Source organism: Nostoc mirabile CHAB5784, assembly GCF_020829645.1.
GTDB classification, from domain to species: Bacteria; Cyanobacteriota; Cyanobacteriia; order Cyanobacteriales; family Nostocaceae; genus Nostoc; species Nostoc mirabile.
This window is the reverse complement of record NZ_JAIVFS010000048.1, coordinates 1-15,876: the sequence shown is the minus strand read 5'-3', so window position 1 is coordinate 15,876 and position 15,876 is coordinate 1. Positions and strand designations below refer to the sequence as shown.

Genomic DNA, 15,876 nt, shown 5'->3' with positions numbered 1-15,876 from the left:
CTTAACAAATTAAAGAAAAAGCTTTACAAAGTCAAGTTAAGCACTTATGATTCTTACTAAAGGTTTTTCTTTATAAAGTCGCAACTTCTCAAGTTGGTGCAGTAATGGCAAATATTGTGATCTTTGGAGCTAGTCGCGGCGTTGGCTTAGGCTTCAGCGTTGGGTTGCCAGATGCAGGCGATACTGTGTTTCTCATTTCCAGAACTCGCCCTGCTAGCCTTGATCGCGCCGATCAAGTGTCTAGAGTTTGGATTTGGGCAGACTTGTCGGTTCCTCAAACTGCTGCGGTCAAGGTGGCTGAGGCAATTGGCGATCGCGCGGTTGACTTGCTGTTCTACAACGCCGGGATTTGGGAGGAGAATGCGTTTGAGCCAACCTATTCCTTTGAACAATCCACTTTAGAAGAGATGGAACAAATTATCCAAGTGAATCTGCTGGCTGCTATTCTCTGTACTCATCGGTTGTTGCCAAATCTCAAGCGTTCAAGCAATCCCCGTGTTGTCTATATGAGTTCGCTTTCGGGCTTAGATAACTCTGGCGCACCGGAAGTTGCGAATACCGCATCTAAATTTGGTCTGCGGGGTGTGGTTCATGCCCTGCGGGAATGTTTACGAGAGCATCGTATTCCAGTGACTTCGCTCAACCCAGGTAGTATTGCGGCAGAAATCGCCTATGAAGCTGGGGCAGAGGCAGCAATCCAAACCTACGACAGCAGGCAAATTCCAATGCAGGATTTGGTTCTCTTACTGCGCTGTTTACGCCAACTATCGCGCCTTTCCTGTGTGAAAGAGATTGATATTCCGGCGATGTCCGATCGCTATGCCTGAGCAATTGTGTCTCCACTGGGTTGATCTCCTGCACTGACAACTTTGAATAAAATTGATTTAGGAGTCCAATCATGGTTCAACAAATTCAGCACCTCAATCCCCCTGGGTTCTTCGATCCATCTGATTACGGTTTCACCCATGTTGTAACGGTTCCCGCTAACACAACTCTTGTCTATATCGCAGGTCAATTGGGCATGGATGAGACGGGCAATCTGGTTGCGGCTGACTTTGCAACTCAGTTGAAACAGGCATTTGCTAACCTTCGTGCAGCATTAGCAGCGGTTGGGGCAACCCCAGAAGACGTTGCGAAAATTACAGTCCTCTCAGTTGATCACGATGCCGAAAAACAGCAATTGATCTCAGCCGCACGGAATGAGATGTGGTCGGGCGATCGCAAACCCACCAGTACTTTGATTCCTGTACCGAGATTAGCAGTCGAAGGGCTATTGTTTGAAATAGACGCGGTTGCTACAATTCCCAATTCTTAATCCAAAGGAGCTTCTGATGTCGTTACCGATTGTTCTGCAACCCGGTGAAGGAAAGTCCGTTAAACTCGGCACCAGTACCTGCACATTCAAAGTGACTGGGGAGAATACAAATGGACACTTTGGCTTGTTTGAATTTGTTATGGAACCAGGAACGAAAGGAGCCAGTCCACACATCCACAAGCAATTGACCGAGATATTTTATGTGGTGGAGGGAGAAGTGGAGTTGCTGTTGGATCGGCAAACAATTATGGCTGCACCGGGCGCAATGATGCTCGTGCCAGAAAATACGCCGCATGGGTTCTCTAATCCTGGAACAGTGAGATCGACTCTACTGATCCTCTTTTGTCCTGCCGACTCACGGGAGCAGTACTTTGAGGGGTTAGCCCGGTTAACCGAAAACGGGCGGCAACCCAGCCAAACTGAGCTACTACATTTGATGCAGCAATTTGATCAGTATCCAGTTCCATAAAAGGAGTCAAGCAATGGTAACTTCAGATATCTTAGTTGTTGACTTTGTTCAGCAGGATGATGTGCTGAAGCTTTACCCGGAAGCGCTATTACTCTCCAGTGACAAAGCAGGATGGGACGGTATTCAACTGCAATATCATCGCCATCCACCGCATCAGTTGGCAGAAAATTATTCCAGGCAACATCGCATTATCATCACGATCGCAGTCCATCGCCGCCAATGGTTGAAGAGATGATCGAGCATCGCTTTCAAAAGCGGCAATTTGGATATGGCGATGTAACGGTTGTGCCAGCTGATGTCTTCAATTCGGCTTCTCAGGGGTTTTTAGCATTTTCCTTATAACGAAGCATTAGCGAGTCCGTGAGCGTCTACACTTTTCTTACCCGTTCTATTGCGCGAAAGCTAAAACTGTTCAAGATGATACGATTAAACCATTGATATGTCGTAGCACAAGATATTTTTGTTGAGCTGCGGAGAACTGCTCAGGACAAATGACAGCACCAGTGCCAATCCCATCCACTAAGGCAATGAGTGCATTGGCTTCGAGAGTTAAATCAAGATCGGCTCGAATCAGCAAGGCTTTTTGTAAGTCAGCTAACTCTTGACAAATAATCTGCCGTAAAAAGTCATAGCGTTTTCGGTGTTCCTGAACAAGGCGTTCGCGCCCGATAGAATAGCCCAAAAATGCCACCCAAACCTTCCAATCAGCTTTGTCAATGTCCTCCAGAGGTAGAGCCACAAAAATCATCTGTGCTAGTCTGTCAATTCCTTGTCGTCCCTCGGCACAGGTTTTCATATCCTGTAGGACGTTTTCAAACACCTGTTCCAGGGCAAATAGGGTAAGTTCTTCTTTGTCTCGAAAGTAATGGGTAACAACCCCGGTCGAAGAGCCAAGTTCTTGCGCGATCGCTCGCATACTGGCACGATCCAATCCTTCACGGACAATCACCCGCCATGCCGCTTTAGTGACTTCAATACGGCGAGCGTCATAACTCATACCTCTCCTCGGTTTACAGCAACATGAAACAAGTCTCTTGACATCTTATCACAACAGTTGTTATGTTTTATCGACATAACAACTGTTGTGATATTTATTCCAGAGGCTAACCTGTTTTACACACGGAGTTTGCGATGATTCGACCGACCATACCCGATGACACAACCGCACTGATTGCCTTAGCAGACGCAAGCGGACTGTTCCAACCAAACCAACTTGAGGAGCTTGGCGAAATGTTGTCCGATTACTTCGGTGGTAGTAGCGACAGCGATTCTCTACCAGACCGCAAAGCTGAACGCTTTTGGATTACCGACGATGACAATGGGGCGGTCGGGGTCGCTTACTGTGAGATGGAACGGATGACTGATCAGACGTGGAATCTACAGTTGATTGCTATCCGACCCGACCGCCAAGGACAAGGACGTGGTGCGACCCTACTACGCTATGTTGAGCAAACATTGATGACACACGGTGGGCGTGTACTACTGGTGGAAACGTCAGGTACGCCGGACTTTGAGCGCACGCGAGCGTTCTACCGCAAATGCGGTTATGAAGAAGAAGCACGGATACGCGACTTCTATCAAGCGGGCGCTGACAAAATCGTTTACCGCAAGCCGCTGTCCGCTCAGTCGCATTAAGCGGGCGCTTACTGCGACTGCTGTCATTGTTGTCGCAAAGCGATCGCCCAGGCACGGATGTGTTATTAACTGAAGCACTTTTAAATTTATCTAATTCGTTGCCATAAAACACTAGTAAATAACACTGCAAATACTGAATGTACAATGATTATAAGTGTATTAATCATGCTGCCAACAAAACTGTAAATTTGGGCGATCGAGACCAGACTATGAAAAATAGACAAAGCGATTAATCCTGGTTTTAGTTCTTTTTTATCAGTCAAATCCAGCATTAAAAAACTCAAAGTCCCCAAAGACAAAGCACCGCATCCAATTACCCGCACTAAAGAAATAGACAGTTGGCTATCCAGATTAAGCAAAGTTGGAAAGAAGAGAAATACGCAACCAATTCCTATTTCAAAAACAGTATTGGCTATTAATAGCATTCGCATTTAGAAAAACGCACTTCAGATTCGCACACAGTTTAACATAACTTTATACGTAAGACTCACATACAGGCGATGCGCCTGCTGTCATTGTTGTCAATTTAATGAACGTGCGCTCAAATCATGGAAAAAAGCCGGATTTAAACAGGTACAGTCATTTCAAGCACTAGACGATAAGGAACTATTTATTATACTGGTGCGGCATATTTGAGAAGTCTACTGTAGAACAACGAATTATTTGACCAGAACGGCAGATTGTTTGTCATCAATCTAAATTTTTCTAGGTTTCCTGTTCCAGGAATTTCTATAATTTCATGCCAGAAATCTTAGAAATTAGATACTGAATGCTTACATATCACTTGTGCTGCTATTGAAAGGTTAGCCAAAATATAGTCAGCAATTCCTAAACGAGATATTTGGGGCTGAGACTGATTACCCCCATCTATCAAAATCGTTTTACACCCTGCACTATGTCCAGCTTCTACATCACTGAGATTATCGCCAATAAACCAAGAATTTGCTAAATCTATATTTTGTTCGCTAGCTGCACGTAAAATCAAGCCTGGTTTAGGTTTACGGCACTCGCAAGCAATTGCATACTCAGATATCACACCATTTGGATGATGGGGACAGTAGTAGAACCCATCTAGCGATAGATCCGCTTTTTCTAATATTTCATTCAATCGCGCTTCCACTCCCATTAAGGCAGATTCTGGAAAATAATCCCGTGCTACTCCCGACTGGTTAGTAATCACAATTAATTTATATCCAGCTTTGCTAAGTATTTGTAATCCTTCAATAGCACCGATTTTCATTTCGATTAATTGCGGATCAACATTGTTTGGTACATTTTCAATTAAAGTGCCATCTTTATCTAGAAATATCGCCGGCATTTGAGATTGCGAATTTAATTTGTTAGTTCGATGCCAAATTTTCTGATTTTTCAAGAATTATATTTCACCATCTTAAATCTAATACCACTTGCAAAAGATGACAACGGCGTTACCGTGTCTCCCGTAAGCAAGATCGTGTCCAGCATTATCGCACAGTATAATACTCGCCAATATAATCAAGCAGGTATAGCCCTTTACAACAGAGCGGCCGCATCAATCACCTCCGGCTTATTATCTCTATAATTTGCTCTTTATAAAGTAAAATTGCATCAACTCAATCCCAAACATCTTTACTACTTTTAGAATTAGGATTATCGGTATTTTAACTTTAAGAACTTATGGCATAATGAGCAATATTCCCACGGGAGAAAAATTCTTGTTGAGGTAGATTAGAATGCCTGTTACCTACGAGCTTAGAGATTATCAACATCAGTGGATAAAAGATATTTGGAATTCTTGGGAGAAAGGTAATAGGCGGGTACTTGGGCAACTCCCGACAGCCGCCGGAAAAACGGTGTGTTTTGCACATATTTCTCATAAATTTTTTGACCAAGGAAAGCAAGTATTAGTCATTGCCCACCGGATTGAGTTGATATCTCAAGCTGCTGAAAAGCTAGAACAAATTATCGGTGAACCAGTTGGAATTATCAAAGCAGGTGTTCTGGCTAATCCTGAGCGAAGAATTCAAGTTGCTAGCGTTCAAACCTTAAGCAGACGAGAGGTATTAGAGTTGCCAATGAACATTGGACTTTTGATACTAGATGAAGCGCATCATGCAACTGCTTTATCTTATCGACGATTAATTGAACATTATGAAAGCGCCCAGATATTAGGTGTAACTGCCACTCCTCAGAGAATTGACGGTCAAGGTTTTGTTGATTTATTTGATGATTTGGTTATTGGCATTGACACGGCTTACTTAATCCAGGCTGGGTATTTAAGTAACTTTAGATTATTTGCAACGAATCAAACTATTTCTACTCTTGGAGTTGCAAAATCTCGTGGGGATTTTAGAGCCAAAGAGCTAGCGGTTGCCGTCACTAGCCAGATTGGAGTTAGTGAAATCCTTGAAAATTACTTTAAATATGCACGAAATCTTCGTACAGTTATTTTCGCCTGTAGCTTAGAACATTCTCGTGCCCTGGCTGCGGAATTTTCTCGTAATTATATTAGTGCCGAACATTTGGATGGGAAGACTCCCCCACAAGAGAGATTAGAAATATTGCAGCGTTTTCGCAATGGCACAACCCAAGTAATTACTAATTACGAAATCTTAACTGAGGGCTTTGATTGCCCTAATATTGAATGCGTTTACTGTGTCCGTCCAACTGAAAGCTCTACTCTCTGGCTGCAAATGCTGGGGCGGGTTCTAAGAACTTACACTTTAAAACCCACTGCGGTGATCATTGATATTACCGATAATTGGAAAAAACATGGACTTCCTGATGAAGTCCGCAAATGGAGTTTATTGCCTAAAACTATATCAGAAATACAAAACAAAGGCTTAATTCAATGTGAGCATTGCACCCATATTTTTAAACCGCTAACTGATGAATTAGCTAATTTTAATGCCGAAGTTGACGAGGATGGAGTGCTGATTCAACATCACCAAGCTATTTGTCCAAGCTGCGGTGAAACGATTGATTTTATTACTAAAGAAAATTCTGCAAAGCCAAGTTTTAGCAGAATTCGACTTAGGCAGGGTTTTAGCCTTGAGCTTGCAGAAATTGACCTTTCTGTTTCTACTTACAGATTAGACTTAGTTATTGATACCCTAAAAAAGCAAGGTTTACGGGGTGCAGGTCCCACTAAAATTTATAGCGCCATTTTCATCGCTTTTATTGAAAATATTACTAAATTTACTCTTGGAGATTGGCGCGAAATCGTTAAAATGGTTGAGCCATCCCAATCAGCAATTACCAAAAAAGCATGGGAATTGTATAAAGAAGCTTTTGAGCGGCATAAGAACCGCATCCTGGCTATATCTTTTGTTGAACAGAAAAAGCTTAAACAACAAGGCAGTAGCAATGTGGCGACTAATGTAACGACAATAGAAGCCCTTGGGCAGTTAGAGAATAGTATATTCTGGGAGCCAAAACCACAGGAAAAGTCATCTAAGTTCAAAAAGAATTTAGGCGATAATTATTTTAGAGTGAAGTACAAATCACAATGGCTTGAATCCTTAACTTACTGTTCAATGCTAACAGGTGATTTTTTAAACATAAATGCTGGACTGTTCCATGTGGAAATTAAAGATGTATATGTAAATATCTGTATTGAGGTTAGAGAACTTCCTGGACTGAGATCCAAACTAACAGAGATTTGTGATCCCGCAGAGATTGAATATGCCTTTACTCAAGGGTTTGGGAAGCTTGCTAAGATCATGTTCCGGTTAAGTTGATTTCCAATGTTGGGTCAGAATTAACTTGATAATTTTCTAAATATTCATTTGCCTCCTTTGATGCCAACATCCTACCATCTGGGTGTAAGTTGAAATCAACCCCTGGCTTGAAACCTCCTTCAACTAGTTTTTGAGTCATGCTTGTCGATACATCCTTTACGGCTTGTTGATAACTTTCCTTGCCTACGTATTCTTGCAAGAACCAAACAAAATTCGCATATTCTACTTGCACAAGAGCTTCTTTGAGGATTATTGTCTCATCCTCTAATTGTGCTAAAGTTAGGATTTTTTGAATTTCTTGCAGATTTTGACAAGAAATCGCTTCTATCAACTGCTGTTTTAGGAGTTCATTTTGCTCTTTCATTTATTCCTTGACTATCCGTATCATACTTTTTGCGAAATGGTATTAGTTGACCCTGCTGGAGAATGAACCGAATTCCGGCAATAGTGTATTTTTGGGTTGGCAGACTACTAGCAGCATAATCATAGTTCCTTCACCAAAAAACACTTCTTGAAAGGCTTACCTCATCTTAGTTTCAGCCAAGCGCGTACAATCTACCCGGTTTGACACGGTGATGCCAAGATAGCTTCAGTTACCCAGGTGGCTCATTGGGATAGCAAAAATGCGATCGCCCACCCTCTACAAACTGCCGCCCGCAATCCTTGCAGCGGTAGCACTGCTTGCCTCGGCGATACCCATTTTTCGATAACTGCTGTGATCGACACTGAGGGCATACCATTACTTTCATTACATAATTCGGCTGATAATCTCCCAGATGCGGCTCTAAATACGACACCAGCAAGTCCTCAATCTGCTGAATTAACCGTTGGCAGTGCTCCTGATTTGGGCTGCGGAGGGCTGCCAGCATTACCGCGTTGCTGCTATGTACACACACTTCTGCTAGCAGACTGTACTGTTCCTCGGCGAGGGCGGGCTTGCGTTGCCTCAGGATACTTGCCATGAAGTTGATTGCTTCCTGCGTCATGCTTTCATCGATCGTTTGGAAAATTTCACGGGCTAGATAAAACTGCACAAACACCACCCGTGACACGGGTTGCTCAAAGAGCGCTGCTACAGCAGTGGCAATCGCATGAATCATTTGGCAAAGCGGCAGTTGCACAATGGCTGGGATGTCCACCCGTGCCCACATCGCTTTCACTCGCTCCGTATGGCGTAACTCCATCGCCTTGAAAATGGCAGCTTTGTCAGGAAAAAACTGATAGAGAGAGCCGATTGCTGTTCCCGCTTTAGCTGCGATTAGATGAGTTGTCGCCGCTTCGTAGCCCACTTCATCAAAGACCGCCGCTGCCGCATCCAGGATTTTTTCAACCCGTGCTTTACCCCGCTGCTGTTTGGGTTGCCGACGGAGATTTTTTGATAACTCGCTGCTTGACGAACGTGAACATTCTGTCATATTTTAGAAACACGACGGATTTTTCACAATTTTATCTTTAACGGAGAACACCATGCACTCAATGCTTCCCGGTGCGCCTTGGTTATTGGCGCACAAGTCAATGTTGTCTGTGAACCAACCCCGAAAAATTTCTTTATACGGCAGTGATTACGTGATGTGGAAGGATGCTGCCGGAGCGATTCATGCCTTACCCAATGCCTGCCCTCACATGGGCGCGATGCTATCGGAAGGATGGTGTGAAGTTCAAAGCGATGGGACAAGTGCAGTTGTGTGTCCATTTCACGCGTTGCAGTTTGATGCGGCAGGTTGTACAGTTTTACCCGGATCAGGTAAGAAAACATTAGCTCAATTACAACCTCTAGAATTAATCACTCAAGGGGATTTCATCTGGTCCTATGGCGGCTATGCACCGAAGATAGCCATTCCGACTGTGTTGAATGAAATCGCCGAAAAATACTATTTTGTTGGGCATACAGGCGATCGCAGCATCGAGACGGATCTGCTGACGATGCTGCTGAACATGCATGACTATAATCATCAAAATGGTACTCACCGAGATTTATTTCGGATTACCGAAGTGGAGTTTCATCAGTTTGTTGACGATGGGCATCATTCCCATGCCTTCTACGATATGCCGACCGCTCCCTATAGCCTAAGCGAAAAGCTGAGAAAGCCTGACTTAATGCTGTTGCCCAGTACCATCAAAGCGCACCTGGAAAACCACTTTCCATCCCTGATAATTTTTCACGGCGAAATGCCGCTTGGTAAAGCTGCCCAGTGTCATTTTTTCGTGCCAGAAGCTGATAATCGCACCCGGACTTATATTTTACTGTTTGGTCAGGCAAAGCATCCAGTCTTTAAGCTGTTTGGCAGCACCTATCTAAAATTTGGCAAGGTTGTTGTCGAGCAAGATGCAGATATTTTGAGCAAAATTTATCCGGATACACCTCAGAAAATTAAACTAAACAATGAAGTAGGCATGGATTGGGTGCGGCGCAATTTTGAGAGCTTTCCTGACGTTGTGGAACCGAATCTCTCCAAATAGACAGCAAATCTATTCCATCGATTCCTACACCCTTAAATTGCAGTATCTTCCCAGTAGGGCAGACTGCCAAATCGTTTTGCTGGGCATCGGTTCTTTCTTCGGTGTTCTATTTATAAGGATAGTTTCTGGGCATCAATATATTCATGCACCATTTGATTGAAACAGTGAGGTTTTTCGCCGGGGATTAAGCAGAGGCGATGCCACCGGTTCATGACAGGTACGCGATCGCAACCAGACAGAGGCAATTGGAGGCATTTTTACCAGTAGTAGCGGTTTGTTCTCAATCTTTGGAGTAGCGAGTTCGACTTATATAAATGAAACTAGAGTCAAACAACCTTTAGTCCTAATTAAGAAGATAGTCTTTAATCTTGTTTCGATGAGAGCGCAAAATTTTTAGAGCAAGATGTTCAGTTTTACGAATTGTTTCTCGACAAAGATTCAGGCGTTCTGCAACTTGACTTAAAGTTAGTTGCTGATTATCTTCCAATCCAAAACGTAGAGTCAATACTTCTCGTTGCCTTGGATTGAGCAACATCAGCAACTTACTCAAGTCTTGATGTAAAAGCTCTTGAGTTATTTGCTCATCTAGGGAAATACCATCTATCGGTAAAATATCGGCTAGTTCAGTTTCACGCTCATCCCCAGCTCGCATTTCTAGCGAGACTGGAGCGCGGGAAACGTGAAGATATTCACGTATTTGATTAGGCAACAGATTTAAGGATTCGGCAATTTCTGCTACAACTGGAGGACGACCCAAAGATTGAGACAGTTGCTGTTGTACTCTCCTGATTTTGTTTAATTTCTCGTTAATATGAATTGGCAGACGGATAGTGCGAGACTTTTCTCCAATCGCCCGTGTTATTGACTGCTTAATCCACCAGTAAACGTAGGTCGATAGTTTATAGCCTCGGTTGGGATCAAACTTTTCGATTCCCTTTTGCAAACCCAGTGCCCCTTCTTGGAGCAAATCGAGAAAATCTAAATTGTGGTTCTGGTATTTTTTGGCAACAGAAACCACTAGGCGTAGGTTAGCTGTGACCATTTTCTCTTTAGCTTTTTGACCTTGTTGAATGATTGATTGTACTTCAGTATCGCTTTGCCCAAGCGAGGTGGCTAATTCTTTTGCAGTTGGTTGGCGATTTAATTGAAGTGCGAGGCTTGAACGCTGTTCTTCAATCGCCATCATCTGCTGTACAAGCCGAGCATTTGTAATTTCTTGCTCAGGAGTTAGCAGAGGGTAGCGTCCGATTTCTTTGAGGTAGGAGCGAACTAAGTCGGTAGTTGGATTGGGCATACGAATACTTTTATTTTTCGTTTGAATAAAATGTTTTATTCCAATAATTAGCTAATAAGTCAAATCTTAATCATAGACCTAAACCAATATTCATATTTGTGAAATATATTTATAGATATAATACTTGAAATCTTCAAATAGGTAAATACTAAAACCTGCTTTATTTTGTAACTAAGTTTTAAGGTAATGAAAAATTTGGTTTGATTAAATTAGAGGTACGCTACGCTAAATTTAGAGTGAAGTCTTCTCTTGAAGAGAGGATATGTTCAAATTCGCTTCACATTTGGACAAGGCTCAAAGACGCTTTGCGTAAATCAATCGAAAATTACAAATACTTAGTTAAAAAAAAATCATGGATATGCAATCTCTACTCACTTTGACAATCGTAGTCATCTTTTGGGCATTCGTTACTCTCGTTATGTTCCAGTTCATTAATGGACTATTTGTATCGGCTGCTAACGTTAGTAATGTGGTTTCGGTTAGCAATGACAATATAGCGGCTTCTACAATTCCATCAGTATCAGAAATAATTACACCACAAGCTCGGACTTTTGAAAAATTGCCAGATCCTTGGACATTAGAGGATGAAGTTGTTCACCGTACAAATAATGAAGCAGTTATTCTCTCATTCCCTACATTGAGATTGCTGCCTCCAGTTAAAGAAATTTCATCACAACCAAAACGTACTACTCGTTCAAATAAAGCTAACAATAATGCCAACAAGTCACCGAAAACTAAAAAGACTGATGTAAATTCTTCAGACAAGCGCAAGCCAGGCAGACCGCGTAAAGCTGGCTAATTCGCTTTTTAACCTTCGGCTGATCACCGAAAAATAAATGTCTGAAAGTTTAAAAGCTTAAATGAGGCTAATGAAGAAGGGGGAAGGGGGAAGGGGAAAGGGAACCAGTAACTTAAAAGCTCTTGTTTCAAATAAAGACGCTGCTAAGTTCTTGCACTACATATCTCAAAAATCTTCTTTTTTTGTTCTCCACAATTAAGACAGGGGCTTATACCTTGTGGGAAAAGTTCTAAATTCTGTGCCCTTTCCCCCTTTTCTCTTTCTTGGTAATTGTCTCATTTATTAATAAGAGAAAGGCTTCGCCATAGCAAGAGTGAAAAATAATATTGTGAGTGATGCAATGGTACAGAAACTTTTCACTCAAGGTTCTTTATTCGATTTGCAAACAGTAATCGATTATGGGCAGTCAGTTAGTAATGTTGCCCAAGAGCTTGCAAAAGTTTTAATAGATAATCGCCCTCTCTCTACAAAAACTGTTTCTTCCCAGATGAATCGCTACTTTCTAGGCACTGCCGCGTCTGGTGCATGGCAATGGAAAGATGCTTACGAAGCTGTGGAAGTGGCGCAAATATTATATCTGCGTCAAAAAGGTTACAAGCTTTTATTAGAGTCGCCGCTAACAGTATTATTGGAATTGGAGAAGTTAGTAGCCCTCTGCCCGACGCATACTCGCCGTAGTGAAGAGTCAGTACAGCTTCAGCAATTCTCCACCCCTCTGCCGCTTGCTTATCTGGTAGCAAAATCAGGATTTATACAAGCTACTGATTTGGTGCTGGAGCCAAGTGCCGGAACTGGTCTATTGGCACAAATGGCTAAACTGCACAGTGCAAGTCTGATGCTCAACGAGCTTGCACCCGATAGATCGAAGATTCTGCGACGGTTATTCCCTGGCACACCATTATTCTCAGTAAACGCGGAACAGATTAACGACTATCTGGTTCGCAAGACTCAGCCCTCAGTTGTGCTGATGAATCCACCTTTCTCTGCATCTCCCAAAATCAGCAGTCGCAACCCCGACGCAACTAAGAGCCACATCAACTCGGCATTGCAAAGACTGGCTGACGGTGGACGGCTGGTAACAATCACAGCCAATTGGTTCTCTCCGGCTAACCCAAGCTGGCGAGAGACTTTCCTTAACTGGCAAGATAAAGCGCGAGTTTTAATGTCGGTCGGGGTTAACGGCAAAGTGTACTCGAAACACGGGACGACGATGGAAACCCGAATTACGGTAATCGATAAAGTTCCAACTGATAATCCTGGCGACATCCCCTGTATTTCCGAAACTTTGGACTTGCCCGAACTGCTAGCGTTGATTGAGCAATTACCTAAGCGATCTTCGTGGGAACGTTCAGATATCAAAGCTACTGCGATGGCGTACCCGCCCGCCGTAGGCATCGCAAAAGTTGTTCAATTGCCAAAACGCTCTGTGGTAGCTCAACCAGAAACAGTTTCCTTTCTTCCAGACGACGTAGTAGTGTTGGAGTATGAAGTCGTCGAATGGTCTGCTACAGAAGGACTCAAAGATACTTTATATGAAACCTATCGCCCACAGCGAATCCGAATCAAGGACGCTTTACCTCACCCCTCACTGCTTTGTGAGAGTGCAGCCCTAGCACTTGTCTCGCCACCACCACCAACTTATAAACCGCATCTTCCTAGCAACATTATCACACAAGGCTTGTTGTCAGAGGCACAACTTGAAAGCGTTATTTACGCAGGTCAGGCGCACTGTGAATTTTTGTCTGGGTCTTATATTGTGGATGATTCATGGGATAATGTGACTGTTGCGGCTCAGGGCGAGGAAAATGCCGTCAAATTTCGTCGTGGCTGGTTCTTAGGCGATGGGACAGGTGCGGGGAAAGGAAGACAGTGTGCAGGAATCATCCTCGACAACTGGTGTCAGAAACGAAGAAAAGCAATCTGGGTATCAAAGAGTTCTGCCCTAATTGAAGATGCACGTAGAGATTGGTGTGCGCTGGGTGGTACTGAGCGCGATATCATCGACCTAAGCAACATTAAGCTTGGCGATCCAATTCCCTTCACCCAAGGCATTCTGTTCTGCACGTACTCTACTCTACGTTCACAAAAGAATGGTAAAAGTCGGCTTAAGCAAATCGTTGAATGGGCAGGAGCAGACTTTGAGGGAGCGATCGCCTATGACGAGTGCCACAGTATGGGCAATGCAATGGCTCAAGAGGGTAAACTGGGCATGGTTGCAGCATCCCAACAAGGCATTGTTGGGCTGAGGTTGCAAAACGCATTACCACAGGCACGGGTTATCTACGTTTCTGCTACTGGAGCGACGAAGGTTTCCAACCTATCTTATGCCAATCGTCTGGGGCTTTGGCAGACGGGCGACTTTCCGTTTACCTCCCGTGAGGATTTTGTGGAATCCATTGAGGGCGGTGGTATTGCCGCAATGGAAGTCGTCGCTAGAGATTTGAAAGCGCTCGGTCTGTATTTGGCGCGATCGCTTTCATTCGAGGGAGTTGAGTATCAGACTCTCGAAATTGAGTTAACGCCCACGCAGGAACGGAGTTATAACAGCTATTCTGATGCTTTTCAAGTTATTCACCATAATTTAGATAAAGCCCTGGAAGCTTGTAATATCTCTGGTGACAAGACTTACAACCGTGCTGCGAAGATGAGCGCAGTGTCTCAGTTCGAGTCGCATAAGCAAAGATTCTTCAATCATCTGTTGACTGGCATGAAATGCCCTACCCTGATCAAAGCGATTGAGCAGGATCTAGCCCAAGGTCTTGCAGTTGTCATTCAAATAGTTTCAACTAATGAAGAACTTTTGAAACGACGACTTGATGAAGTTCCTGCTTCAGAATGGCAGGATCTCAATCTTGATCTGACTCCACGGGAATATGTTATGGATTACCTGATGAGTGCTTTCCCCATTCATCTGCATTCCATTCATTCTGGCGAGGATGGAGAAGAAAGATCCGAGCCAGTCTTTGATGCCGATGGCTCTCCGATTATCTCCCAAGAAGCTGTAGCCTTGAGAGATGCGTTAGTCGATAAGTTAGCAAGTCTTGATCCAATCCCTGGTGCATTAGAACAATTGCTATGGCACTTCGGTAACAAACAAATTGCCGAAGTAACTGGTCGCAGCAAGCGAGTTTTGAAAGATGAATCTGGACGTTTGTTTGTGGATTCACGGGGTAGTGGGGCGAATATTGCTGAAACTGCTGCGTTTATGCAGGGTGACAAACAAATCCTCATCTTCAGTGACGCTGGTGGCACAGGCAGAAGTTATCATGCTGATCTAAATGCTGTGAATCGGCGGCGGCGATCGCACTATCTTTTAGAAGCCGGCTGGAGAGCAGACAACGCAATCCAAGGGCTTGGGCGATCGCACCGCACAAACCAAGCATCTGCACCCGTGTTCAGACCTGTTACCACTAACGTCATCGGTGAACGCCGCTTTATCTCAACCATTGCTCGACGGCTGGACAGCTTGGGCGCTCTTACTCGCGGTCAACGGCAGACCGGTGGCAATGGGATATTTGAAGCTAAGGATAATTTGGAGTCTAACTATGCAGAACACGCCCTGTATGAGCTATTCAGACAAATATACCAAGGTCGATTTTATGAAGTGCCTTTAGGAAAGTTCGAGCAAATGACTGGACTCAGCTTAACCTCTCATGAAGGCGGGATGAAAATCGACTTGCCCCTATTGCGGCAATTCCTGAATCGCCTGTTGGCTTTACGAATTAATATGCAAAACATCATTTTCGAGCGTTTTGAGTTGTTGCTAAGTCAGCAGATTGAAGCAGCGATCGCGGCAGGGGCCTATGAGATGGGTGTAGAGACACTTCGGGCTGAACGCTTTACCATCGAAAGCCAGGAAGTAGTTTATACACACCCTGCAACAAATAGTACAACCAACTACTTGAAAATTGAGCGCACCCAGAAGAATAGCATCAAAACGGCTATTGAGATGTTGGAGTTCGCCACTCAATATCTTGGAAGGCTCATGATCAACTCCAAATCTGGTCATGCTGCTGTGTCAATTCCGACACATAGTATCTACGACGCTGATGGTGGTGTCAATACTGCTCGGTTAAGGAGGAATAGAGGGTAAAACAAAGAAAAATGTGTTCGCGGATAAGTTTCGCGAACAAAATAATGAGACTTACTTTTTCTCTTTAAGACTGTCGTATAAGTCAACCCAGT

At 43.7% G+C, this 15,876-nt stretch carries 15 protein-coding genes; 9 read left to right on the top strand and 6 right to left on the bottom strand.

What is annotated here, in order from left to right:
* Positions 1-104: 104 nt before the first annotated feature.
* The 4 genes from LC653_RS25630 (at position 105) to LC653_RS25615 (ending at position 2,019) form a co-directional block, all read left to right on the top strand.
* Positions 105-827 (top strand): SDR family NAD(P)-dependent oxidoreductase, encoded by a 723-nt coding sequence (locus LC653_RS25630; protein ID WP_229497529.1) that lies wholly within the window; start codon positions 105-107, stop codon positions 825-827.
* Between the two features lie 71 nt (positions 828-898).
* Positions 899-1,315, top strand: a complete 417-nt coding sequence (locus LC653_RS25625) for a RidA family protein (RefSeq protein ID WP_229497528.1) — start codon at positions 899-901, stop codon at positions 1,313-1,315.
* 16 nt (positions 1,316-1,331) lie between these two features.
* Positions 1,332-1,784: a cupin domain-containing protein gene (locus LC653_RS25620; RefSeq protein WP_190727755.1), complete on the top strand. Its 453-nt coding sequence runs from the start codon at positions 1,332-1,334 to the stop codon at positions 1,782-1,784.
* Positions 1,785-1,797: 13 nt separating this feature from the next.
* Positions 1,798-2,019: a hypothetical protein gene (locus LC653_RS25615; protein ID WP_229497527.1), complete on the top strand. Its 222-nt coding sequence runs from the start codon at positions 1,798-1,800 to the stop codon at positions 2,017-2,019.
* Positions 2,020-2,196: 177 nt separating this feature from the next.
* On the opposite strand, the gene LC653_RS25610 is transcribed toward LC653_RS25615, so the two are convergent.
* Positions 2,197-2,781 (bottom strand): TetR/AcrR family transcriptional regulator, encoded by a 585-nt coding sequence (locus LC653_RS25610; protein ID WP_229497526.1) that lies wholly within the window; start codon positions 2,779-2,781, stop codon positions 2,197-2,199.
* A 134-nt stretch (positions 2,782-2,915) separates the two neighbouring features.
* Here LC653_RS25610 and LC653_RS25605 point away from each other — a divergent pair, with 134 nt between their 5' ends.
* Complete coding sequence (locus LC653_RS25605; protein WP_229497525.1) at positions 2,916-3,419, top strand: GNAT family N-acetyltransferase; 504 nt, start codon at positions 2,916-2,918, stop codon at positions 3,417-3,419.
* 86 nt (positions 3,420-3,505) lie between these two features.
* Here the strand turns inward: LC653_RS25605 and LC653_RS25600 are convergent, their stop codons facing one another.
* The gene (locus LC653_RS25600) at positions 3,506-3,850 is read right to left on the bottom strand and encodes a hypothetical protein (protein ID WP_229497524.1); all 345 of its coding nucleotides are present in this window, start codon (positions 3,848-3,850) and stop codon (positions 3,506-3,508) included.
* 320 nt (positions 3,851-4,170) lie between these two features.
* Positions 4,171-4,737 carry a D-glycero-alpha-D-manno-heptose-1,7-bisphosphate 7-phosphatase gene (locus LC653_RS25595; protein ID WP_229497523.1) on the bottom strand — a complete coding sequence of 189 codons (567 nt, stop codon included), beginning with the start codon at positions 4,735-4,737 and terminating at the stop codon, positions 4,171-4,173.
* Between the two features lie 394 nt (positions 4,738-5,131).
* On the opposite strand from LC653_RS25595, the gene LC653_RS25590 reads away from it, so the two are divergent.
* Positions 5,132-7,138 carry a DEAD/DEAH box helicase gene (locus LC653_RS25590; RefSeq protein ID WP_229497522.1) on the top strand — a complete coding sequence of 669 codons (2,007 nt, stop codon included), beginning with the start codon at positions 5,132-5,134 and terminating at the stop codon, positions 7,136-7,138.
* Here LC653_RS25590 and LC653_RS25585 read toward each other — a convergent pair.
* Positions 7,119-7,502, bottom strand: a complete 384-nt coding sequence (locus tag LC653_RS25585) for a hypothetical protein (protein ID WP_229497521.1) — start codon at positions 7,500-7,502, stop codon at positions 7,119-7,121. The two genes, LC653_RS25590 and LC653_RS25585, sit on opposite strands and share 20 nt — an antisense overlap.
* Before the next feature lie 229 nt (positions 7,503-7,731).
* Positions 7,732-8,553, bottom strand: coding sequence for a TetR/AcrR family transcriptional regulator (locus LC653_RS25575; protein ID WP_443689862.1), 822 nt, complete (start codon positions 8,551-8,553; stop codon positions 7,732-7,734).
* Between the two features lie 61 nt (positions 8,554-8,614).
* Between LC653_RS25575 and LC653_RS25570 the strand changes: the two genes are divergently transcribed.
* Entirely contained in the window at positions 8,615-9,598 is a 984-nt protein-coding gene (locus LC653_RS25570; protein ID WP_229497560.1) for a Rieske 2Fe-2S domain-containing protein, read from the top strand.
* 343 nt (positions 9,599-9,941) lie between these two features.
* Here the strand turns inward: LC653_RS25570 and LC653_RS25565 are convergent, their stop codons facing one another.
* Positions 9,942-10,892, bottom strand: coding sequence for an RpoD/SigA family RNA polymerase sigma factor (locus LC653_RS25565; protein WP_229497520.1), 951 nt, complete (start codon positions 10,890-10,892; stop codon positions 9,942-9,944).
* A 352-nt stretch (positions 10,893-11,244) separates the two neighbouring features.
* Between LC653_RS25565 and LC653_RS25560 the strand changes: the two genes are divergently transcribed.
* Together LC653_RS25560 and LC653_RS25555 are read left to right on the top strand one after the other, a co-directional pair.
* Positions 11,245-11,691 carry a hypothetical protein gene (locus LC653_RS25560; protein ID WP_229497519.1) on the top strand — a complete coding sequence of 149 codons (447 nt, stop codon included), beginning with the start codon at positions 11,245-11,247 and terminating at the stop codon, positions 11,689-11,691.
* Positions 11,692-12,004: 313 nt separating this feature from the next.
* Complete coding sequence (locus tag LC653_RS25555; protein WP_229497518.1) at positions 12,005-15,784, top strand: strawberry notch-like NTP hydrolase domain-containing protein; 3,780 nt, start codon at positions 12,005-12,007, stop codon at positions 15,782-15,784.
* Positions 15,785-15,876 lie beyond the last annotated feature (92 nt).